The sequence below is a fragment of the Arthrobacter sp. zg-Y750 genome (assembly GCF_020907365.1).
GTDB lineage: Bacteria > Actinomycetota > Actinomycetes > Actinomycetales > Micrococcaceae > Arthrobacter_B.
In genome coordinates, this window is the sequence record NZ_JAJJOC010000004.1 from 60,738 (window position 1) to 82,170 (window position 21,433).

Below are 21,433 nucleotides of genomic sequence, written 5' to 3' on the forward strand. Positions count from 1 at the left end.
GACGGTTATTGCCACCCCGGGACCAGGGACAGCAGGAGCGGCACCACGGTCAGGGCGACGAAGGCGGGCAGGGAACACAGGCCCAACGGCACGACCAGCCGGACCCCGAGAGTGGCGGCACGCCGTTTGCTTTCCGCCCGGCGCCGGCGGCGCATGGCATCAGCGTGGGAATGGATGACGGCCGCCGACGGTGCCCCCGTTGTCGCGGTGAAGCGCAGTGCGGGCCCGAGGGCAAGGAAGGCCGCCGATACCGGTTCCGTCCCGGTTCCGGCTGGTCCTGCCTCCTCGCTGCAGGCAAGCTGCCATGCGGTCTCCCACGGAGCCCCGAGGCTGGAGGCACCCAGCAGGCGGCTAAGGCACCGTGCGGTGGAAGCGTCCACACCTTCGGCGAGTATCGCCAGGGCGGAGGACAGCGGTTGTCCGGCTTTGAGCATCGCCGCCACCAAATCCAGCATTAGGGCCGGATCATTGACACCCGCCTCCGTGTTCGGCTGGGCGGCACTCGGGCCTGGGCCGATGCCCGGCAAGCCCCTTCCGGGCGCCAGGAGCAGGACTGCGGCAGCGGCCAGAAGGACGAACACTGCCAGTCCGTTCATCGCTGGTCCACCGGTTCCCCCGGGTCGGCCGCCCTTCGCACTATCCAGCCCGACCATAAGTACCCGGCCAGCCACAAACCACAGCCAGAACCCGCCGCGACCCATCCAAGCGGCGTCCCCGCCAGTATCTGCAGCGGATTGCCGCCCAACAGATAACCAAGTCCCATCCCGCCGGCCGGCAACCAGGTCAGCAACCCGACCGTAGCCCGCGGTCCGGCCAACGCCGCTGCCCGGTCCGCGGCAGCATCCCGGGAATCGTCCAACTGCCCTGCGTAGCGCATCAGGACGGCGGCCAGCGGGGCACCGCTGCGTTCGGACACCCGAACGCAGGTGGCCAGGCCGGCCCACAGCAACCCGACCTGTCCGGCCCCGTCCAGCCGGCCGCCTACCGGCGGCCGGTCCGCAGTGCCGGCTTTCCGTCCGGCCCGCCACGGTCCCGCGCCGCGCCGTCCGCTGTCCCGCACAGCAGCGTGAGCGAAGACGGCAACCGGACTCAAACCGAGGGCTGCTGCTGCCCCGGCGGCCTGGAGCACCGGCAGGAAAGGATGTATCCGGCCGCCGGCCGGGTTTTTCGCGGTGTACAAGGAGGCAGCGTCAGCCCATACACGCTGCGCGGACCGTCCCGCTGATAACAGTCCTGCAAGCTCACGAACAAGCAGTGCCGGGGCATCCGGGTCCGGGTCCGCAGGCCGGGCGCGCTGCAACCGCACGGCCGAACCGTGAAGAGGCTTGCCTTCAAGAACCTCCCGGACCGGCTCCGGCCACCTGCCCCATACGAGGAAGGCGGCCCCGGACAGCAGCACGGCAAGGGTCAGTCCGGTCACGGCCGCACTTCCGGATGCCGGGTCCGGCGCGCTCCGGGCATCAGCAGGCACCGCCGGCCAAGCGGTCCGCCAGCCGCTGCTGCAACTGCTCCCACGCTTTGTCCTGCCGGTATTCCCCGCCTGCGCGGACAAGCGCCGGAACAGCCTTCAGCACACCGTCCTCCAGCGCCAGTACCGCTACCTCGGACACCACGCGGAGACCGGTTTCCCGTTTCAGGTGGATGATGACGTCCAGGGCCGCGGCTGCCTGCAGCGCTACCGCCTCCGGCGTCATGCCGGCCAGAGCACCGAGGGCGGCCAGCCGGGCAGGCACATCCGCAGCCGAATTGGCATGGATGGTTCCGCCCGCCCCGTCGTGGCCGGTGTTGAGGGCGGCCAGCAGCTCCCGGACTTCAGCGCCCCGGCATTCGCCCACCACCAGCCGGTCCGGCCGCATGCGCAGGGCCTGGCGGACCAGTTCCGCCTGCTCCAGCACCCCGCTGCCTTCCACGTTGCCGTGTCTGCTCTGCAGGCCAACCACGTGAGGGTGCAGCGGAGCCAGCTCCGCGGCGTCTTCCACGAGCACCAGCCGTTCCTGTGCTCCGCTGAGGGCCAGCAGCGTGGAGAGCAGGCTGGTCTTGCCGGAACCGGTGGCCCCACTGACAAGGAAGTTCAACCGGCGCCGCACAATTTCCCGAAGCACCGCTTCACACCGGCCGTCCATGGTGCCGCCGCGGCCCAGCTCAGCCAGCGTGAAGGCGCGGTTACGGTGGATCCGGATGGAGAGCAGGGTTGACCCCGTGGAGACAGGCTGAAGTACCGCGTGAACCCGGTAACCCTGCAATTGGACGTCAACGCAGGGGCACGAGTCGTCCAGTCTCCGTCCCCCCGCGGCAACCAGTCGGGTGGCGAGTGCCAGCACATCGGAGTCTGCGGCAAAGCGAACCCCGGTCAGCTCCAGCCCGTGTCCGGCGTCCACCCACACCCGGTCCGGGCCGTTGACCAGGATGTCACTGACGTCCGGCAGCATAGCCAGGGGCTGCAGCGGCCCAAGGCCTTGGAGTTCGGCGCGGACCCGGTCCACAGCCTGCAGGGTTCCCTCCGATCCCAGCAGCCGGCCGCTGGCTTGGACCGCCTCCGCCAGCCGTGCCCCGGTGACCGGTTCCGGATGCGCCAGGATCCGGTCCCGCACGCGGCTGAGCAACGGATCGGGACCCACCGGGACCGCTGTGCCGGGGAATGCAGCACCCGGGAACGCCCTGCCCGGAAAGGCAGCAGAGCGGCCTCCGCTATTCCCGGGACTCACGCGGCCCTCCCGGCCATCAAGGTTTCCGCGAGGATCCGCCGCGACGCCACGGCGATCCTGCGCCGGGCCGGGCCGGCCAGGATGCGCCCGTTCTCCGCGGCCTGCTCCATGCCCCGCTGGAACGGCAGGTAACCGGCCAATGGGTACCCTGTGGCTTCGGCTACCCGCTGTTCGTCCCACCCGTCCGCGAGCGGTCCGCGCACCACCACCTGCACCGGTGTCCCGGCCAAATCCGGCTGCAGCGACCGCGCCGCGAGGATGCCGCCGGCGCGTCCAGGAACCACCAGCAACACCTGGTCACAGAAGGGAAGCAGGAATTCCAGGCCCGTGGAGCGGCCCAGGTCCAACACGGTTACGCCGTATCCCCGACGGGCCGCATCCATAACGGCCAGGACAACGCCGCCGTCCCTGGACGGTTCGCCGTTGCCGCGGGCGAGCAGCGAAAACCCTGCCACCGCAGGCAGCCCGGCAGCCAGCTGGACGGGGTTGAGGGTCCCGCTCAGCCCTGCAAGGTCCGGCCAGCGGATGCCCTCCGCCTCAGCGGTCCCCAATCCCCACTCCAATCCGGCTCCCCAGTGGTCTCCATCGATCAGAAGGACCGATTCGCCGGCTTCCGCAGCCGCGGAGCTGATCCAGCAGGACGCGGTGGACGCCCCTGCACCGCCGCAGCCACCCAACACCCCTACGACCAGACCGCCGGGGCCTGCCCTGCCCCGGCCCAAATAGCCGGCAAGCCAGGCTGCTGCGGCAGGCAGGATCGCAACGCGTGCCGCGGCGCTCCCGGCGGCGGCCTCCCAGACCTGGGTATCCGCTGCCAGTCCGACCACAATAATTTCCGCTTTCCCTGCTCCGGAGGGGAAGGCTGCACCGAATCCGGCACCGGAGCTGTTTCCGGAATTCCGCAGGTAGTCGGATCCCACGAGCACCGCATCCGGCTTCAGGGCCACGGCAGCCGGGACGCTGCCGGCCGTGGTGATCTCCACCCCGGCCGCCGCAGCCAAGCGGGCCACCTCGTCCTGCAGTTCCTGGTCCCCGGACACCAGCACCACCGGACCGCGTTCCCGGGCAATGGCTCCGCGCAGCCGCCTGCCCCGCCTCCCGGCAGATGCCGGCCTCAGCCTGCTCCGTCCCGTTGCGGCCTCCGCCGTTGGGAAGTCCGCTGAGGGGTAGTCCGCTGATGGGAAGTCCGGTGCTGAGATGCCCGCCCCGGCGAAGTCCGCCCCTGAGAAGCCCGCCCCTAAGAAGTCCTGAGCCAAGCCGTGATCCTTTTCCATGGCACCCACCGTGCCAGTCCCGGTTCCTGCCCGGGGGCGAGGCACCGGCCGGGCAGCCAGACCCGGTCCCGGTTCCGGATGTGGAGGAAGAGAGGGACCAGGTTCCGGTTCCGGGAACCGCCGCAGGCCGCCGGAGCCTGCCCCGGCGCTGTGTCGTTCCCTGCTTTCACCGGCGGCACTGGCAGGATGACCGGCATGAAGCACATCGGCATACTGCTCTTTGACGGCGTGGAAGAACTCGACGCCGTCGGTCCGTGGGAAGTCCTGGCCTACTGGACCCAGGTCTTCCCCGAAGACGGATACGACGTCGTCCTGCTGTCCGCCGACGGTGCCCCGGTCACTGCGGCCAAGGGCATGCTTCTGACGCCGCAGCTCTCCGCGGCTGAAGCCCCGCACTTTGAGGTTTTCCTGCACCCCGGCGGACACGGCACCCGGGCGCTGGCAGCGGATCCGGAGCACTTGGATTGGATGCGGGCCCTGCGGGTCAAGGTCCCCCTGATGGCCAGTGTCTGTACGGGAAGCCTGGTTTACGCCGCTGCCGGCCTGCTCTCCGACCGCCCGGCAACGACCTACTGGGATGCACTGGACCGGCTCGCGGCATGGGATTCCAGCATCGAAATCCGGTCCGGGGACCGCTGGGTGGACGACGGCGACGTGGTCACCAGTGCCGGGGTCAGCGCCGGCATTGACATGGCCCTGCACCTGGTCCGCCGGCTGGCCGGAGAAGAACGGGCCAAACAGGTTCGGCGCGGCATCCAATACGATCCCGAACCTCCCGTGTAGGAAATCCCTACCCGGAATCCTGCACGAAATGTCCGCCGGCGGCGGTAGGGTCGGCGCAGGCAGAGGACCCCGCGGACAAGGAAACGGATCACCATGGCACCCGAAAACTCCACGCACTATCCATCCGCAGACAGCCCGGAACACCTGGACGTGCTGATCATCGGTGCCGGCCTCAGCGGCATCGGCGCGGCCTGCCGCCTTCGCCAGGACCATCCCGGCCGCTCCGTGGCCCTGCTCGAATCCCGGAGCCGGGCCGGCGGGACCTGGGACCTGTTCCGCTACCCGGGGATCCGGTCCGACTCGGACCTGTATACCTTTGGCTACGACTTCCGCCCCTGGCGGGAGGAGAAAGCCATAGCCGACGGGCCGAGCATCCTGAGCTACCTCAAAGAGACAGCGGCCGAATACGGCGTAGACACCCTGATCCGCTACCACCAGCGGGTGGTAGCGGCGGACTGGTCCAGCGCCGATGCACGGTGGAACGTGACGGTGGAGATGATGCGGACACCGGAACCAGGTCCCGACGGCATCCTGCCCGAACCGGTGGGGACCGGGGAACTCCTGCACCTGAGCGCCCGCTGGATCTTCAATGCCGCCGGCTATTACCGCTACGACAAGGGATACACGCCGGACCTTCCCGGCAGCGAAGATTACCGCGGCCGGATTGTGCATCCGCAGCACTGGCCGGAGGACCTGGACCCGGCCGGAAAGCGGATCGCCGTGATCGGCAGCGGCGCCACCGCGGTCACGCTTGTACCGGCGCTGGCCACGCTCGGAGCAGAGGTCACCATGGTCCAACGGACCCCCACCTACATCCTGCCCATACCGGCGGAGGACCCCATTGCCCGCCGGCTGCGCGGCGTCGTTGGCCCTGAGCGCACCGGCCGGATCATGGCCGAGATCAGTGCCCGCCGGCAACGGGCTATTTGGGCGTTCTGCCAGCGCTGGCCAAACCTGGCCCGGAAGGCCATCCGCAAAATCCAGTCCCGGGTAGTGCCGCCGGGGTTCGATCTGGACACCCATCTGAACCCGCCCTACCAACCCTGGGACCAGCGGCTTTGCGCAGTGCCGGACGGCGACTTCTTCGCCGCCCTGCGCGGCGGCCACGCGGCGCTGGTGACCGGGCAGCTCGCCGGATTCACTGAACACGGACTCCGGCTGGCATCGGGCGAAGAGGTGGAGGCCGACGTCGTCGTGACCGCCACCGGGTTCACCATCCAGGTTCTGGGCGGCATGGAACTGCGCCTGGACGGTGCCCCAGTGCACCTGCCCGAGCATGTGGCCTACCGCGGAGTGATGCTCAGCGGCATCCCCAACATGGCCTTCGCCATCGGTTACACCAATGCGGCTTGGACCCTGAAGGTGGGGTTGCTGACCCAGTGGTTCTCCCGTCTGCTGACGTCCATGGACCGGCACGGTTACACCGCGGCGGTTCCGGTGGCGCCGGAAGCGCTCCAAACGCGCCCGCTCCTGGATTTCGGGGCCGGCTATGTCCAGCGCAGCCTGGCGTCCCTGCCGCGTCAGGGCACGCAGGCACCGTGGCTGATGACCATGAACTTCCTGGCGGACCGCCGGGACCTGCAGAACGGCGTCTTGGCGGACGAACACCTGCGTTTTACGGGGCCGGAACGCCCGGGCGCCGAAGCCGGTCCGGGTACGGACCGTTTTGCCACCCTCGCCTCCGGGGTGCGCCTGTGCTTCCGCGTGGACGGCCCGGAGGATGGTGAGCCGGTAGTCCTGGTTTCCGGTCTCGGGCTGGACCTGACCGCCTGGCCCGCGGCGCTCGTGGACGGGCTGGCAGCGTCTGGCTACCGGGTGATCCGCCTGGACAACCGGGATGCCGGACGTTCCACCCGAATGGACACCCCTGTGCCGACCCTGCTGCATCAGGCGCTCGCCCGGCCCATGCCCGGCGCCTACCGGATCGAGGACATGGCCGACGACGTCGCCGGGCTGCTGGACCACCTCCAGGTGGCCCGGGCACACGTGACGGGGATGTCACTGGGCGGGATGATTGCCCAGTCTTTCGCGGCCCGCCATCCGGCGCGGACCCTGACCCTGACCTCCCTGATTTCGACCACGGGCGCACCCAAGGTCGGTGCCGCGGCGCTGTCCACCAAGGTCCGGTTCGCACAGCGCCCACCCCGCACCCGGGAGGAGTTCGTCCGCGCGCGGGTGGGCATGATGCGGCACCTGTCCGGCCGGGCCAATCCGGCCGATCCCGCCGTCGAGGGCCCGCTGGCCGCCCTGGCATGGGAGCGGGGTGCCTACCCGGACCGCGGGCACGCCCGGGCCCGGCAACTGGGCGCAATCCACGCCTCGCAGGACCGCACCGCCGACCTGGCCGGAATCGGGGTGCCCACACTGGTGATCCACGGCGACCGGGACCCTATTGTGCATCCCAGCGGTGGCCAGGCCACGGCGGCGGCGATCCCGGGTGCACGCCACGTGACCATGCCCGGCATGGGGCATTACTTCCATGCCGCCGCGGTGCCGGAACTGCTGCAGCTGATCATCGGGCACCTCCGCGCCGCCAGCCCGACGGCGCCGTCCCCGGAGCCGCTCCCGGACCCGTCACCGGAGGCGCTTTCCGAAGTTTCTACTGAGGTTCCTGCTGGCCCATCCCGGGTGAAACCGGCACAGCATTGATCTTGGAGTTGGCCGGCAGTTTCCGGACGCGGGAAAAGCCCTTGGCATCAAGGTGATTCTTCTCCCGGAAAACGGCCACGGCGTCGTCGTAGGCCTCGTTCACCCGGGCGCCTGTGCAGATCTCAGCGGAACCGTCGTTGAAGATGATGCGGATGGCCGCGGAGCGCGGAAAGTGCCGGTCCATCCGAATGAAGCCGTCATTGTCCTGCTGAAGAGTGATCAAGGGATTCCGTCCTGCGTATAAGGTGACAGTCCAGTCTGCCCTATCGGACATGCGCCCGATGCCGCCGCACTGCATCAGCCGGCCCGGAGCGGCTAGCCGCTTCTTCGAAGGGTGAACATAAAGGGGCCCTGCGGGCCGCGGTAGTCCATGGCGCCCAGGAGTGTGTTCCCACTGACTCGCCGGAACGAATCGATGATGGGCTGCGAGTCGTAAACCATGGCCGCGGAAAGTACGCCGCGGTACTCCACCATCCGCAGGCGGGCCCGTGGTTTCCGCGTCCGGACCAGCTGCAGGAGGGGGCGGAGTGCGCGGCCCGCCGCCGGCTGGCGCAGCAGGGGCCCCAGCCGCAGCACCGTGCCCAGCGGCACGAACCAGGGGTTAACGTCGAACGGCCCGCCGTCGCCGCCGGCAAACAGCAGAGGGTGGGCGTCGTCAGGCCCGTCGAACTGCTTGCCGTACCAGCCGAGCCGGGTCAGGACGCCGTCGAGGGGGTGCGACGTCGGCACCTCCGCTCCCTGCCAGGACCCCGTAAGCTCCTGAACCCGCACCGGCGGCAGGGAATCAAAAAACCCGAGGGCCTGCGCCGGAGTGGTTCCACCGCTGAGTTCCCGGAGCATTAAATCCGGTCCATCGATCCGTGGTTCGCCCATCCGGTAAGACTAGCCTTCGGGGCTCCGCCCGGACACGGCGCACCGGTGCTGCACTGATCCGGGTGAGAATAGAGGCATGTACATCGTCCTCGCGCCCGGCACCGGTGTCGACTGGGCCGATGGGCCGGCCGGCTCCTGGACGCTGCAGGAAACCGACGACGCCGGCGTTCCCGCGGCTCCCGCCGTCGTTGTGCCGTTCGCGGACCTGCCCGCCGCGGTGCGGCACTTCGACCAGGCACACCGCGGCTCGGCACCGGTGCGCTGGGTCTGGGAATCGGCCCGAGGCGTCTATGGCCGGATGCTGGCGGCCGGAATCACGGTGGAACGGTGCCATGACCTGGCCCTCGTACGCGGCATCCTCCGTTATGCCGAATCCGTACCGGCAACCCCTTACACGGAGAAGCTCCGGACACAGGCGCCGGATGAGGATCCCGTACCGCGGCAGCTGTTGCCCGTACAGGCCTCGCCGGACCAGACCTCCATCTTCGACACGCTCGAAGCTCCCGACGGCGCCGCGGCCGGGAGCGCCCACAGCACTGCCGGCGAACTGGCGGCGGAATTGGCCGACCAGTTGGACGCAGTGGCGCGGTCCTCGTCCCCGGCCAGGCTGAACCTGTTGGCCGCGGCAGAGTCCACCGGCGGAATGATCGCAGTGGAGATGGAAAGCTCGGGGATACCGTGGCGGCGGGACATCCACGAAGCGATGCTCCAAGATGCGCTCGGTCCGCGGCCGCGGGAAGGAGCACGGCCGGAACGTCTTGAACAACTCGCGGCAGAGCTGCGCCGGCTGCTGGGCAACCCCGGTTTCAACCCCGATTCGCCCCAGGAGCTGCTAAGGGCCCTGCACCGGGCCGGCATAGAAGTACGCAGCACGCGTTCCTGGGAATTGGAGCAGCATCACCATCCGGCGATCGAACCGCTGCTGGAGTACAAAAAACTGTCCCGCCTCCTCACCGCCAACGGCTGGACCTGGCTGGATAACTGGGTCCGGGATGGCCGGTTCCGGCCCGAGTACGTGGTGGGCGGTGTCGTCTCCGGCCGCTGGGCTTCCCGCGGCGGCGGTGCCCTGCAGATTCCCAAGACGGTCCGCGATGCCGTCCGTCCGGACCCCGGGCACCGGCTGGTAGTGGCAGACGCTGCCCAGCTGGAACCGCGGGTGCTGGCGGCGCTCGGGCAGGATTCCGCCCTGGCGGCAGCAGCCCGCGGCAAGGACCTGTATCAGGGCATTGCCGACCAGAACTTCAACGGGGACCGGGCACAGGCGAAGATGGCGATGCTCGGCGCCATGTACGGGGCCACTTCGGGCGAAGCAGGACGGTTGATGCCGGCCCTGACCCGGTCCTATCCGCGTGCGATTGACGTGGTGGAACGCGGTGCGCGCGCCGGAGAAGCGGGGCGTGTAGTCAGCAGCCATTTGGGTCGGAGTTCGCCGCCCGTTTCAGAACGCTGGCTCCGTGCCCAGCAAAGCACCAGCGCAGAAGAACAGCGCCGCGCGGACTCCCTCGCCCGCTCCCAGGGCCGGTTCACCCGCAACTTCGTGGTCCAGGCCACGGCGGCGGAATGGGCCTTGTGCTGGCTGGCGGAGATCCGGCGCAGGCTGCGTGCGGCGTCATTGGACTCCCCCGCGGGCGAGCTGGTCTTTTTCCTGCACGACGAAGTGATGCTGCATGTGCCGGCTCCCCGGGTCGAGGAGGTCAGCGCCCTGGTGTCCGACGCCGCCGCTGCCGCCACCCGGCTGCTGTTCGGTCCCATTCCGCTGGAATTTCCGGTGCTGGTCACAGCCGTCGATTCCTACGCGGATGCCAAGTAGGCGGCCCGGGTTAATCCACCACGGCCGCTATTTTGGGCGCCAGCTGCCGCGAGAACTGTGCGTTCACGTGGTTCGCGTCGTAGTACACGGCTACGCCGCCCACCGCCGAATAGCAACTGTGCAGGTCGCAGAAGTATTCGGTCAGGTCCACTGCCCGAACCTTGTCCGTTCCCATCCGCTCAGCGGCCTGAAGGAAGAAGTCAGGCCCCACTGCCGTCTCCCGGGGAACGGCACATTCCTGCGGCGAGGATGCGTTCAGGGAAAGGCATTCGGGATCACGCACCATCCCGTTCAGGGGCGGGTCCACGAGTGGAACAACCATGATCCCGGCGTCCGTCCAGCGCTTCCAGTCCCGTGTGAGGGCATTGATGTATTGCTCGCCCTGCGGTTCTCCGGTCCCGTCGTTAACGATTTCCCCGCCTACAAACATGCTGACAAAGACCTTGTCCGGGGAGTCCGCTTCAATAGCATCCGTTACCACCCGGCCCCAGTGCCGGCACGCCTCGACGTGATCCGGATGTGATCCCTTGCCTTCAAAGGACTCAATGGGGGCATCGAGCAGCGGACACGCACCAAGATAACTGAGGCTGACCTTCCACCCGCGCTCTTTGGCGAGCGTCAGGACAGGCTCCTGCCAGTGCTGGGCGTGCGAGTCCCCGACCAGCCACACGTTCTGGGCCTCCGGGTTTCCGCCGGAAAAGTCGCACACCGCCGGCTCACCGCCTTCAAGCAGTTCGTCTTTCGCCTCCGCACAGACCTCGGGCATTGTCCAGTACTCATTGGCCTTGCCCATGTGCGGAAGGCCAACCGGAACGGCATACGGGTCGCCGCACTCCCGGTTCTCCAAAGCCGCGATGCCGTAGCACGGGCCGGACGCCCCAGCCTCCGCCAAGTCCAGGGCGTGCTCTTCCTTGGCAGTTCCGACTGCTCCCAGAAGGACAGCAGCCACCGATACCGCTGCCATGCCGGCAACAGGAGCGCGGAACCCCATGGCCCGGCCCGAGTGCCGGCCACGGGGGTTGATCCAGGCGTCCTCGAGCCAGCGCTTGGTCAGCCAGGCCAAGAGGACCGCTGCTGCCAGGACTGCAACCTTGTACGGCGCGGTGGGGACCACACCCAAAACATAGGGTGCCGCCACGATCAGCGGCCAATGCCACAGGTACAGGGAGTATGAAATCTTTCCCACAAACTGCACCGGGGGTAATGCGGTCAGGCGATCATGAACCAGCCGGCGCTGACCGTTTCCGGCGAGTATGACCAGGGCTGACCCCAGGACCGGGACCAGGGCGGTCCACCCGGGAAAGGGCGTCTCTCCGCCAAAGGTCAGGGCACTGGCCAGAATGAGCCCGAAACCGGCAATGGCCAGTACGTTGCGAAGCGCGAGGGACTTCAACTGCAGCGCTGCCAGACCTACCGCGGCGCCTATGGCGAACTCCCAAACGCGGGCAGGCGTCACGAAATACGCCTGCTCCGGGGAGCTGGCCGTGACATAGATGCTGTAGGCGAGGAACAGTACTGCTATCGCCAAGACTGCACTCAGCAGCGTTCGCCGGACCGACCGACCGCGGCGACGGGCCAGGAACGCGAACAACATAAGCGCCAACGGCCACAGCAGGTAGAACTGCTCTTCCACCGAGAGGGACCAGTAGTGCTGCACTGCGGAAGCCGATTCGGTCATCGCGGAGTAGTCCACGCTTTTGGCCGCCAGCAGCCAGTTCTCACCGTAGAAAACGCTGGCCAGGATCTCCTGCGCCGTTGCCATCCAGAGGGGATAGGGCAGGAAAAGCAGTACCAGCAGCATCGAGGCAGCCAAGACAAGGAAGGCCGCGGGGAACAAGCGGCGGGCCCTGCGGGCATAGAAAACCCGGAGGCCGACCCGCCCGGTGGCCTCGATCTCCCGCACCAGGTGCGAACTGATCAGGAAGCCTGAAATGACGAAGAAGACGTCCACTCCGACGTAGCCGCCGGGCAGCCGAAGCGGCCACAGGTGGTTCATCACTACCAGCCCCACCGCAAGGGCACGCATCGCCTGGATGTCAGTACGGAAGCGGCTCTTCACGGCCGGTGCTGCCTTGGCTGCGGGGGTCAGCCCGGCGCTTGAAGTACTGACAACCAATGGTTTCCCCCTGTAACAGTCCGTTGCTTCGGGAATCCGCGCTACAGAGAGGGGACAACCTCCCGGGTTTCGTCCCAGGGCTGCGTCCATCCCAATTCGTCCAGCACGCTGGAGAGGATGATACCGGTGAATCCCCAGACCAGCACCCCGCCGACCAGGAACGCGGGAGTGCGGGGCGCACCCTTGCGGCCCGGGAGGACGGCCGTGCGCCGGTTTTCCGGATTGAGCAGGTCAGCGACAGGTACCCGGAAAACCGACGCAGATTCCCCGTAGTCCACCACATCCACCGGGGTGGGTTTGTCCCACCAACCCAGGACGGGGCTGACCAGGAAGTTGCTGACCGGCAACCCGATGGCAGGGAGCTCGCCGAGTACGCGGACGCCGGCCGGATCCAGCCCGGTTTCTTCCTCCGCTTCGCGCAGCGCGGCATCCACCGCGGTGGCGTCGGCAGCGTCCACGGAGCCGCCCGGGAAAGCCACCTGCCCCGGATGGTCGCTGAGTGTAGCCGCCCGCTCAATCAGCAGTACGTCCAAATCGTCCGGAACGGCGTCGGCGGAGAAGTCCGCAGGCCTGTCATCGAGGACCCCGAAAAGGATCAGCACGGCAGCCGGGCGTGCCGTGGCAGGGTCCACACTGCGCCGCAGCAGGTCCATGTCCGCGTTGAAGGACGTTTTCCCGGCGGCTACCGCAGCGGCCAGCGCCTCGAGGTCCCCGCGTGCACTCATGCTTCGAGCCCGAAGCCAGCGGCCCGCAGCTGGGCACGGGTCTCGGCCGCCATCATGCGGGCATGCAGTTCCTCGCGTCCGGGCGCCAATTCGTATTTCAGCAGTTTGCGGGCCTTCTCCGGGTCCGTCTCGCCTTCGCCGTAGGACGGGCAGAGCTGCGCGACGGCGCAGGCACCGCAGGCGGGCTTCTTGGCATGGCACACCCGCCGTCCGTGGAAGACCACCCGGTTGGAGAGCGGCGTCCAGTCCTTGGGCTCAAAGAGAGCGGCAACGTCCTCTTCCACCTTGACGGGGTCTTTGGAAGTGGTCCAGCCGAACCGGCGGGCCAGGCGCCCGAAGTGGGTGTCCACCGTGATCCCCGGGACACCGAAAGCGTTACCGAGCACTACATTGGCGGTCTTTCGGCCCACTCCCGGCAGGGTCACCAGGTCCTCCAGCCGGTCCGGGACCTGGCCGTTGAACTCATCCACCAGCTTGGTGGAAAGCGCCTTGACGCTGGCCGACTTGGCCCGGAAAAAGCCGGTGGGGCGGATGATTTCCTGCAGCTCGGCTTCATCTGCCTCCGCCAGTGCCCGGGCATCCGGGTACCGGGCAAACAGGACGGGTGTGACTGCGTTCACGCGGATGTCGGTGGTCTGGGCCGAGAGCACGGTGGCTACCAGCAGCTCGAACGCGTTAGTGAAGTCCAGTTCGGCAACGGCATACGGGTACAGCTCTCCCAGCAGCCGGTTAATTCGCCGCGCCCTCCGCTTGGTTGCAAGGAGGGACGGATCGCTGCCGGTTGCTTTCGCCAATGCTTGTCCTTCTATCTGCGCTTTGTATCCGGCGTCGGATTTGCCGCTGCCGTAAGTGCCGAAACTGCGGGCCGGCCTCCGGCGCTTTTACGCCGGAGGAGGGTTTACTGGTCCGCGTCCACCCGCTCGATGTTGCTCAGGTCGCGCAGCACGCCGATGCGGCCGGTGCGCTTGTCCTGGACAAGGAATTCATCGCCGCGGTCTTCCAGTCCCAGTTCCCAGTCACCGGGGTGGAACATGAACAGGGGCAGTCCTGTGCGTTCGTCAACAATCTGGCGGGGGGTTCCCACAGCGAACCAGAACGCTTCCACCACGGCTTCGGACTCGTCGCGGGTAGCGGTGATGGGCTCAGCGGGCTCGTCCGCGGCAGCTCCGGCAGCGGGATTTTCAGCGGCGGGGTTTTCGCTCTCGCGAACCACCGGGTTCACCGTGGTGGCGGCCAAGGGTTCCTGCCGGCTGCTTTCCGGGGTTGGAGCCTGGGCGGCCGGGTGCGCATCCTGGGCGGCCTGGACGCCGTCGGCGGGGCGTGCGGTCTGCGGCGCCGCGGCGGAAGCGCCAGCGGCGGCACCTGCGACAACCCCTCCTCCGGCCGCAACAGCAGGGCCCTGCTGGGCTTCGGCTTGGTGCGCTGCACCGGCCTGGCCGGTTCCGGCGTCGCTGCGGCGGATGGGGTTGGTGAACCGGCGTGCTGCGGGGGCTTCAGCCTTGGGCCGTGCCGGGCGGGCGCGAAGCGGCAGCGCTTCACGTGCCATGGGGGCCGCGGTGCGCTCGGGACGGCCTTCGAACTCCTTGGCGAAGAACGGCAGGTGCGGAGCGAGTGTGGTCGCGGCCACCAGGCCCAGGGAGCCGATGAGGGCGATCAGCGGACCGACGGCGAAATCGGTAACGGTCTGGATAAAGAAGAAGGCGAGCGCCAAAACAGCAACCACGGAGGCGAACTGGTCCAGGGACAGCGAACCGACCCGGGGCTTTGTGCCCGGAGCAAGCCGGCGGCCGGCGAAAAGTCCGGCAACGACCAGCGGCAGCAGGATGCCGATACCCAGGAAGAAAAGGGAGAACCCGTTCCAGAGGTTGAAGTCCTCTTCGAACCTGAGTGAGCTGACGGTAAAGAACGGGAGGATGCTGCCCACGAGCATCACCAGGACAGATCCGCCCACTACGGTGTCACGCAGGCTGAACGGGCCGAACAGTGCTTCCTGGCCCCCGGCATCGGCGGTACCGGGACGTGCCCGCCCTCCCGCGGCCGTGGACGGCCCGTCGGTGTGCGAAGCGTCGGCCATGCCGCGGGTCTCATTCTCAACAGGGGGGTTGTTCATACTGATCTCCATTCACGACCACCACCGCAGCACCGGTGGACGGGCCGCCGGGAACGGTAGGCCGCATTTACGGTACAAAGGCGGTTGCTTCCTTCCCTCAGCCTAATCAACGACGGCGAGGCAGACTAGCCGAGTGGCGGCGCGCCCCGGGGCAGTGACATACCGCTCACCGCATTTTCACGCCGTTTTGAAACTGTTTGTGTGAGCCCGGACACAGCCCTTCGAAACCGGCGATAGTGTGGATGGCAGCCGGCACCATTCCCCTGGTGCTGGATTTCTGCGAAGTGAAAGGGTTCAAACATGTCTGATCAGTCCCCTGCGAAGAAGCACGGTGACGCCTTCGAGAACCTTCTGCACGAACGCCGGAGCTTCCCGCCGAGTGCCGAATTTGCTGCGTCTGCGGTGGCCCAGCCGTCCCTCTACGAGGAAGCAGCAGCGGACGGACCCGCCTTCTGGGCCCGGCAGGCACGCGAATTGCTGTCCTGGGACAAGGATTTCGCCCAGGCACTGGACTTCAGTGATGCCCCCTTCGCCAAGTGGTTCGTAGGCGGAGAGCTCAACGCCGCATACAACGCCCTGGACCGGCATGTGGAAGAAGGCCGGGGTGAGCGTGTTGCCATCTATTTCGAGGGTGAGCCCGGCGATACCCGGACCTACACGTACGCCCAGCTGACCGAAGAAGTGAAGAAAGCGGCCAACGCCTTCGAGTCCCTCGGCGTGGCCAAGGGCGACCGGGTGGCCGTCTATCTCCCGATGATTCCGGAAGCAGTCATCACCATGCTGGCCTGCGCGCGGATCGGCGCGGTGCATTCAGTGGTGTTCGGAGGTTTCTCCGCTGACGCCCTGCGGAGCCGGATCGATGACGCGGAAGCCAAGCTTGTGGTGACTGCCGACGGCTCCTACCGCCGGGGCAAGCCCAGCATGCTCAAGGGCGCCGTTGACGAAGCCCTCGGAAGGCCGGGCCATACGGTGGAAAACGTAGTGGTGGTCCGCCGCAACGCAGAGCCGGTGCAGTGGAACGACGGCCTGGACCAGTGGTGGCACGACGTCGTGGACACCGCGGATACCGAGCACACCGCAGTGGCGCATGACTCCGAGCATCCACTGTTCATCCTGTACACCTCCGGCACCACGGGGAAACCCAAGGGCATCCTTCACACCACCGGCGGGTTCCTCACGCAGACCGCCTTCACCCACCTCAACACCTTTGATCTGCACCCGGAAACGGACGTGTACTGGTGCACCGCGGACATCGGCTGGGTCACCGGCCACAGCTACGTGGCTTACGCTCCGCTGATCAACGGCGCCACCCAGCTGATGTACGAGGGCACACCGGACACGCCGCACCAGGGCCGCTGGTGGGAACTGGTGGAGAAGTACAAGGTATCCATCCTGTACACCGCCCCCACCGCCATCCGTACCTGCATGAAGTGGGGCCGGGATATTCCGCAGAAGTACAACCTGGATTCCATCCGGGTGCTGGGATCGGTGGGCGAACCCATCAACCCCGAAGCATGGATGTGGTACCGGCAGGTCATCGGCGCCAACGGCGGCAAAAAGGAAAACCCGGCGCCTATCGTGGATACCTGGTGGCAGACCGAAACCGGGGCGCACATGATCGCACCCATGCCCGGCGTCACGGCCACCAAGCCGGGCTCCGCGCAGGTAGCCGTGCCGGGCATCTCGGTGGACGTGGTGGATGAAATGGGGAAGCCGGTGCCCAACGGATCCGGTGGCTTCCTGGTCATCAAGGAGCCGTGGCCGGCCATGCTGCGCGGCATCTGGGGAGACCCGGAACGGTTCAAGGAGACCTACTGGTCCCGGTTCGACAACATGTATTTCGCGGGTGACGGCGCGAAGAAGGACGAGGACGGCGACATCTGGCTGCTGGGCCGGGTCGATGACGTGATGAACGTTTCCGGGCACCGGCTCTCCACCACGGAGATCGAATCCGCCCTGGTGAGCCACCCCTCGGTAGCCGAGGCCGCCGTCGTCGGTGCGGCGGATGACACCACGGGTGAGGCGGTGGTCGCCTTTGTTATTCTGCGCGGCAGCGCCAAGGACGACGACGACATTGTCACCACTCTGCGCAACCACGTGGGCAAGGAAATCGGGCCGATCGCCAAGCCGCGGCACATCCTGGTGGTTCCCGAACTGCCCAAGACCCGCAGCGGCAAAATCATGCGCCGCCTGCTCAAGGATGTGGCCGAAGGACGCGAAGCCGGCGATTCCAGCACGCTGGCGGATAACACTGTGATGCAGCAGATCGCCGAGTCCCTGCGCAGGTAAGCCCTGCCGACGGCAAAACACAGCAGGTGCCCTCCCCTGACCGGGGCGGGCACCTGCTGTGTTGAGGAGCGGGTTGGACTAGCCGACGGTGACGTCGAGCTCCACCTCGATATTGCCCCGCGTGGCATTGGAGTAGGGGCAGACCTGGTGGGCTGCCTGGACCAGTTTGTCCGCGGTTGCCTCGTCCACGCCGGACATTTCCACGTGCAGTGCGACGCCGAGCTTGAAGCCGCCTTCTTCCTGCTTGTAGATGCTGACGTCGGCCGTGACGGCAGCATCTGCAATGGGGGCCTTCTCCGCGCGTGCAATCATCTTCAGCGCGGACAGGAAGCATGCGGCGTATCCCGTGGCGAAGAGCTGTTCGGGGTTGGTTCCCTCGCCGGAGCCGCCCATCTCGGTGGGGGTGGAGAGGTTGACCTCCAGCTTGCCGTCGCTGGTGCGGGCTTCTCCGTTGCGTCCGTCGCCGGTAGCGGTGGCAGCAGCTGTGTACAAAGCACTCATGGGAACTCCTTATGTGGGGAAAGTCTGTAGGATCAAGGTAGACTAACTAGTACGTCTACCGCAAGTAATGCAGACCGAATACCGTGAAGGAAGAGGGGAAAGCAATGGGCACGCAACCGTCAGGGGTACGCGAGCGGATCCTGGGCAGTGCTTCGAGCCTGTTCTACACCGAGGGTGTGCGGGCCGTGAGCGCGGACAAGATCATTGCTGCTGCAGGCACCACCAAAGTGACTTTCTACCGGTATTTCCGTTCCAAGGATGATCTGGTGGTGGCATACCTGCAGGAGCAGTCCGCAGGAATGCAGGAGCGGGCCGCAGCCCTTGACCCGGACCCCTGCACGGGCCTGCGCCAGCTGGCAGAAGTGATGGGAACCGAGGCCTGCACCCCCGGCTTCCGCGGGTGCCCTTTCATCAATGCCGCGGCTGAGTACCCGAACCCGGAGCATCCCGTCCGCATGGTCATTACAGGGCACCGCGCCTGGCTGCATTCACTTGTGGCCGGCCGGCTGCGCCTGCTCGGCGTGCAGGAGGCGGACAGCCTGGCCGACCAGTTGCTGATGCTGCGCGACGGCGCCATGGTGCACGGATATGTGGAGGACGGAACCGCCGTCGGGCCCGCACTGGCGGCAGCCGGCGAGGCGCTGGTCCTGCCCCGGATCACCGCGGGAAAACCCAAACCCGCGGCCCAGGCCTGACGCCGATGTGACCTTCGCCTCACGGGCTTGGGAAAAGCGGCGCCGGATAGGAGAATTCCTTCTCGTGTCTACTTCACTCGCACCGGCCGCACCTGCCGGACCACACTCTTCCAAGATGGCCCGCAAGGTAGCGGGGGCGTCCTTTATCGGCACGGCCCTGGAGTCCTATGACTTCTATGTCTTCGGCACCGCGGCCGCACTGATCCTGAACCGGATTTTCTTCCCGGAAGTGGATGCAGCAACAGGCGTCCTGCTGTCCTTCCTGTCCCTGGGCATGGGCTTTATTGCCCGGCCGGTGGGCGCCATCCTCTTCGGGCACATCGGAGACCGGGTGGGGCGCAAGACCTCGCTGATTTGGACCATCATCCTGATGGGTGTTGCCACCGGTGCGGTTGGCCTGCTGCCGGACTACAACACCATCGGCATCTGGGCGCCGCTGCTGCTGGTGCTGCTGCGCCTGCTGCAGGGCCTGGCCGTGGGCGGCGAGTGGGGCGGGTCTATCCTGATCGCCACCGAACATGCCGCTCCGCGCAAGCGCGCCCTTTACGCGGCCATTCCCCAGATCGGCTCTCCGGTGGGGACCATCCTGGTTACCGGCATCTTCCTGCTGCTGACGCAGGTCCCGGACGATGCCATGGAGGCCGGGGTATGGCGCATTCCCTTCCTGCTGGCCTTCCCCTTTATGGGCATTGCCCTGTACCTGCGCCTGGCCATTGACGAGACCCCCGTGTTCAAGGGCGTCGAGAAGGCACACCAGGTAACCCGGGTCCCGCTCCTCGAGGTACTGCGCAGCCAGTGGGCAGCAGTGCTGGTCGCTGCTGCGGCCGCCCTCCTGGGCATCGGCTCCTACTTCCTGATGACTACCTACACCCAGTCCTACGGAACCAAGATCCTGGGACTGTCGGAGTCCACCGTCCTGAACGCTGCGCTGGTCGGATCGGTGCTCCAGCTGGCTACCATCCCGGCCTTCGGCTTCCTGGCCAACCGCATCGGCTCCGCCCGGATGGTCCTGGCCGGTGCCGTTGCCACCTTGGTGATCTCCTTCCCGCTGTACTTCATCATCAGCAACGCCAACACCCCGGTCTACATCCTGACCATCCTGATCGGCGGGATAGCTCCAACGGCGGCCTGGGCCGCACTGGGCGGACTGATGGCCGACCTGTTCCCGGCCCGGACCGGCTTCACGGCCCTGTCCCTCGCCTACAGCATTGCCGGCATCCTCTCCGGCTTCACCCCCTCCGTCACCCAGGTATTCTCCAATGCAACCGGCGCCGCCTGGTGGCACCCCGGCGTCGTACTGGCGCTGATGTCCCTGATCACCATCGCGGGCGCGCTGGCGGCGCGTCACATGACGCAGCACAACACGGCTGCTGCGCCGCAGAAGACAGGATCCGCTCCGGCATAGTTAAGCCATGACTACTGCCGGCACACGCAACATCCTGGTCCTCAACGGCCCCAACCTGAATCTCCTGGGCACCCGTGAACCTGGAATCTACGGGACCTCCACGCTGGCGGATGTGGAGGCTGCGGCCATGGCTGCAGCCTCCTCCCGAGGCTGGAGCGTGGACTGTGTGCAGTCCAACCATGAGGGCGACCTGATCGATGCCATCCACGCAGCACGGGGCACAGCTGCGGGCATCGTCTTTAATCCCGCGGCCTACAGCCACACTTCGGTAGCCATCGCGGACGCCCTCTCCGCCGTGGAACTTCCCGTGGTGGAGGTACATCTCAGCAACATCCACCGTCGCGAGGAATTCCGGCACCACTCCTTCGTCTCCGCGGTAGCCTCCGTGGTGATCTGCGGCGCCGGTATCAGCGGCTACCGCATGGCTGTGGAGTACCTGGCGGAGTCGCTGGAGCCGGAGCGTGGCTGAGGCCCCGTCAACGGCGCAGCGGTATGCGCGCTTCGCCCGCTACGAGGCCCGCGGCGCCTCGGAAGTCTACGAGCAGTGGTGTGAGGAAATCAGCCGGGACGCCAAGGTGCTGGACCTGATTGACGGGCTTCCCCGGGACAAGCGCCAACCCAACCTCGTGCTGGCCGCTGCCCGCAGCCGGGGCGCGGAAGCCGGCACTTACAGCGGGTTCCGCGCTTTCCTGCTCCAGGACTGGGACGGTATCCGCGACGTGATCCTGCGGCGCAGCACGCAGACCAACGAGCCGCGCCGCTGCGCCGTCCTCTTGCCGTCGCTGGCACGGATCGCCCGGGACGAGGGACGCCCGCTGGCGTTGATCGAGGTTGGTGCGTCCGCGGGTTTGTGCCTGTATCCGGACCGATACGCCTACCGGTACGACGACGGCGCCGTCATCAACGGTCAGGGCCGGGACAACTGGGTACTGGCGTGCCGGACCACTGGCAATCCCCCGCTGCCGTCGTCGGTGCCGAACATCATTCACCGGTCCGGAGTGGACCTTAATCCCCTGGACCCGGCCGATCCGGCCGACCTCGCTTGGCTGGACGCCCTGATCTGGCCGGGCATGGATGAACGCCGCCGGCTGCTGGGGGTTGCGGCCGAAGCAGCGGCCCACTCCCCTGCCCGGATTGTGCGCGGCGACTTGAATGCCGAGATTGCCGGACTGATTGAGGCTGCGCCGGCCGAGGCCGCCGTCGTTGTTTTCCACACAGCGGTCCTGGCCTACCTGCCGGAGGGCGACCGGGAAATTTTCCGCGACACCATTTTCAGCTGCCTCGGCGTTCCCGGCCGGCCGGTGCACTGGCTCTCCAATGAGGGCCTGGGCGTGGTGCCGGGACTTTCCGCTCCGCCCGGTTCCGCGGATCCGGGTTTGTTTGTGCTGCACCACAACGGCACGCCGGTGGCGCGGACCGGCCCGCACGGCCAGTCCCTGGACTGGCTGTGACCGGCACGGCCGGAGGGCGCGGTTAGCCTGCGGCTCTGTTATGCGCG

General features: G+C 67.3%; 19 protein-coding genes. 8 read left to right on the top strand and 11 right to left on the bottom strand.

The window, feature by feature from the left end:
• Window positions 1–5 precede the first annotated feature (5 nt).
• The 4 genes from LOC57_RS02515 to ssd form a co-directional block, all read right to left on the bottom strand.
• Window positions 6–596 (bottom strand): type II secretion system F family protein, encoded by a 591-nt coding sequence (locus LOC57_RS02515; protein ID WP_229957867.1) that lies wholly within the window; start codon window positions 594–596, stop codon window positions 6–8.
• Window positions 593–1,420, bottom strand: a complete 828-nt coding sequence (locus tag LOC57_RS02520; RefSeq protein ID WP_229957869.1) for a hypothetical protein — start codon at window positions 1,418–1,420, stop codon at window positions 593–595. Before LOC57_RS02520 ends, LOC57_RS02515 begins: the two co-directional genes overlap by 4 nt.
• Before the next feature lie 40 nt (window positions 1,421–1,460).
• A complete protein-coding gene (locus LOC57_RS02525; RefSeq protein WP_229957871.1) occupies window positions 1,461–2,618 on the bottom strand; it encodes a TadA family conjugal transfer-associated ATPase in 1,158 nt (385 codons plus the stop codon).
• 83 nt (window positions 2,619–2,701) lie between these two features.
• Entirely contained in the window at window positions 2,702–3,961 is a 1,260-nt protein-coding gene (gene ssd / locus LOC57_RS02530) for a septum site-determining protein Ssd (RefSeq protein WP_229957873.1), read from the bottom strand.
• 213 nt (window positions 3,962–4,174) lie between these two features.
• On the opposite strand from ssd, the gene LOC57_RS02535 reads away from it, so the two are divergent.
• Entirely contained in the window at window positions 4,175–4,762 is a 588-nt protein-coding gene (locus tag LOC57_RS02535) for a DJ-1/PfpI family protein (RefSeq protein ID WP_331460627.1), read from the top strand.
• Between the two features lie 93 nt (window positions 4,763–4,855).
• Window positions 4,856–7,411, top strand: coding sequence for an alpha/beta fold hydrolase (locus LOC57_RS02540; protein ID WP_229957875.1), 2,556 nt, complete (start codon window positions 4,856–4,858; stop codon window positions 7,409–7,411).
• On the opposite strand, the gene LOC57_RS02545 is transcribed toward LOC57_RS02540, so the two are convergent.
• Both LOC57_RS02545 and LOC57_RS02550 read right to left on the bottom strand, forming a co-directional pair.
• Window positions 7,362–7,634 carry a hypothetical protein gene (locus tag LOC57_RS02545; protein ID WP_227912608.1) on the bottom strand — a complete coding sequence of 91 codons (273 nt, stop codon included), beginning with the start codon at window positions 7,632–7,634 and terminating at the stop codon, window positions 7,362–7,364. The two genes, LOC57_RS02540 and LOC57_RS02545, sit on opposite strands and share 50 nt — an antisense overlap.
• Before the next feature lie 92 nt (window positions 7,635–7,726).
• Entirely contained in the window at window positions 7,727–8,284 is a 558-nt protein-coding gene (locus tag LOC57_RS02550; RefSeq protein ID WP_227925365.1) for a DUF4334 domain-containing protein, read from the bottom strand.
• 76 nt (window positions 8,285–8,360) lie between these two features.
• Between LOC57_RS02550 and LOC57_RS02555 the strand changes: the two genes are divergently transcribed.
• The gene (locus LOC57_RS02555) at window positions 8,361–10,094 is read left to right on the top strand and encodes a bifunctional 3'-5' exonuclease/DNA polymerase (protein ID WP_229957877.1); all 1,734 of its coding nucleotides are present in this window, start codon (window positions 8,361–8,363) and stop codon (window positions 10,092–10,094) included.
• Between the two features lie 10 nt (window positions 10,095–10,104).
• Here the strand turns inward: LOC57_RS02555 and LOC57_RS02560 are convergent, their stop codons facing one another.
• The 4 genes from LOC57_RS02560 to LOC57_RS02575 all read right to left on the bottom strand — a co-directional run bounded on the left by LOC57_RS02560 (window position 10,105) and on the right by LOC57_RS02575 (window position 15,045).
• The gene (locus LOC57_RS02560) at window positions 10,105–12,210 is read right to left on the bottom strand and encodes an acyltransferase family protein (protein WP_229957879.1); all 2,106 of its coding nucleotides are present in this window, start codon (window positions 12,208–12,210) and stop codon (window positions 10,105–10,107) included.
• A 41-nt stretch (window positions 12,211–12,251) separates the two neighbouring features.
• Entirely contained in the window at window positions 12,252–12,935 is a 684-nt protein-coding gene (locus tag LOC57_RS02565; protein WP_227912604.1) for an NUDIX hydrolase, read from the bottom strand.
• Entirely contained in the window at window positions 12,932–13,744 is an 813-nt protein-coding gene (gene nth, locus LOC57_RS02570) for an endonuclease III (RefSeq protein ID WP_227912936.1), read from the bottom strand. The genes LOC57_RS02565 and nth overlap by 4 nt, the downstream gene beginning before the upstream one ends.
• A gap of 89 nt (window positions 13,745–13,833) precedes the next feature.
• Window positions 13,834–15,045, bottom strand: a complete 1,212-nt coding sequence (locus LOC57_RS02575; protein WP_227912603.1) for a hypothetical protein — start codon at window positions 15,043–15,045, stop codon at window positions 13,834–13,836.
• 300 nt (window positions 15,046–15,345) lie between these two features.
• Here LOC57_RS02575 and acs point away from each other — a divergent pair, with 300 nt between their 5' ends.
• A complete protein-coding gene (acs, locus tag LOC57_RS02580; RefSeq protein ID WP_229957881.1) occupies window positions 15,346–17,334 on the top strand; it encodes an acetate--CoA ligase in 1,989 nt (662 codons plus the stop codon).
• Between the two features lie 78 nt (window positions 17,335–17,412).
• Here acs and LOC57_RS02585 read toward each other — a convergent pair whose 3' ends face one another.
• On the bottom strand, window positions 17,413–17,835 hold the full coding sequence (locus tag LOC57_RS02585; protein WP_227925381.1) for an organic hydroperoxide resistance protein: 423 nt from the start codon (window positions 17,833–17,835) through the stop codon (window positions 17,413–17,415).
• Between the two features lie 104 nt (window positions 17,836–17,939).
• Here LOC57_RS02585 and LOC57_RS02590 point away from each other — a divergent pair, with 104 nt between their 5' ends.
• From LOC57_RS02590 to LOC57_RS02605, 4 genes are all read left to right on the top strand, one after another.
• The gene (locus LOC57_RS02590) at window positions 17,940–18,530 is read left to right on the top strand and encodes a TetR/AcrR family transcriptional regulator (protein ID WP_229957883.1); all 591 of its coding nucleotides are present in this window, start codon (window positions 17,940–17,942) and stop codon (window positions 18,528–18,530) included.
• Window positions 18,531–18,594: 64 nt separating this feature from the next.
• On the top strand, window positions 18,595–19,935 hold the full coding sequence (locus LOC57_RS02595) for an MFS transporter (protein ID WP_229957885.1): 1,341 nt from the start codon (window positions 18,595–18,597) through the stop codon (window positions 19,933–19,935).
• A 7-nt stretch (window positions 19,936–19,942) separates the two neighbouring features.
• Entirely contained in the window at window positions 19,943–20,404 is a 462-nt protein-coding gene (gene aroQ / locus LOC57_RS02600) for a type II 3-dehydroquinate dehydratase (protein ID WP_229957887.1), read from the top strand.
• The gene (locus tag LOC57_RS02605; RefSeq protein WP_229957889.1) at window positions 20,397–21,386 is read left to right on the top strand and encodes a DUF2332 domain-containing protein; all 990 of its coding nucleotides are present in this window, start codon (window positions 20,397–20,399) and stop codon (window positions 21,384–21,386) included. Before aroQ ends, LOC57_RS02605 begins: the two co-directional genes overlap by 8 nt.
• The last annotated feature ends 47 nt before the right edge of the window (window positions 21,387–21,433 follow it).

Excerpts from the sequence above, each read along its gene's own strand:
- LOC57_RS02515 (WP_229957867.1), bottom strand. The coding sequence starts at position 596 with ATGAACGGACTGGCAGTGTTCGTCCTTCTGGCCGCTGCCGCAGTCCTG.
- LOC57_RS02535 (WP_331460627.1), top strand. The coding sequence starts at position 4,175 with ATGAAGCACATCGGCATACTGCTCTTTGACGGCGTGGAAGAACTCGAC.
- LOC57_RS02540 (WP_229957875.1), top strand. The coding sequence starts at position 4,856 with ATGGCACCCGAAAACTCCACGCACTATCCATCCGCAGACAGCCCGGAA.
- LOC57_RS02550 (WP_227925365.1), bottom strand. The coding sequence starts at position 8,284 with ATGGGCGAACCACGGATCGATGGACCGGATTTAATGCTCCGGGAACTC.
- LOC57_RS02555 (WP_229957877.1), top strand. The coding sequence starts at position 8,361 with ATGTACATCGTCCTCGCGCCCGGCACCGGTGTCGACTGGGCCGATGGG.
- LOC57_RS02565 (WP_227912604.1), bottom strand. The coding sequence starts at position 12,935 with ATGAGTGCACGCGGGGACCTCGAGGCGCTGGCCGCTGCGGTAGCCGCC.
- LOC57_RS02575 (WP_227912603.1), bottom strand. The coding sequence starts at position 15,045 with ATGAACAACCCCCCTGTTGAGAATGAGACCCGCGGCATGGCCGACGCT.
- acs (WP_229957881.1), top strand. The coding sequence starts at position 15,346 with ATGTCTGATCAGTCCCCTGCGAAGAAGCACGGTGACGCCTTCGAGAAC.
- LOC57_RS02585 (WP_227925381.1), bottom strand. The coding sequence starts at position 17,835 with ATGAGTGCTTTGTACACAGCTGCTGCCACCGCTACCGGCGACGGACGC.
- LOC57_RS02590 (WP_229957883.1), top strand. The coding sequence starts at position 17,940 with ATGGGCACGCAACCGTCAGGGGTACGCGAGCGGATCCTGGGCAGTGCT.
- aroQ (WP_229957887.1), top strand. The coding sequence starts at position 19,943 with ATGACTACTGCCGGCACACGCAACATCCTGGTCCTCAACGGCCCCAAC.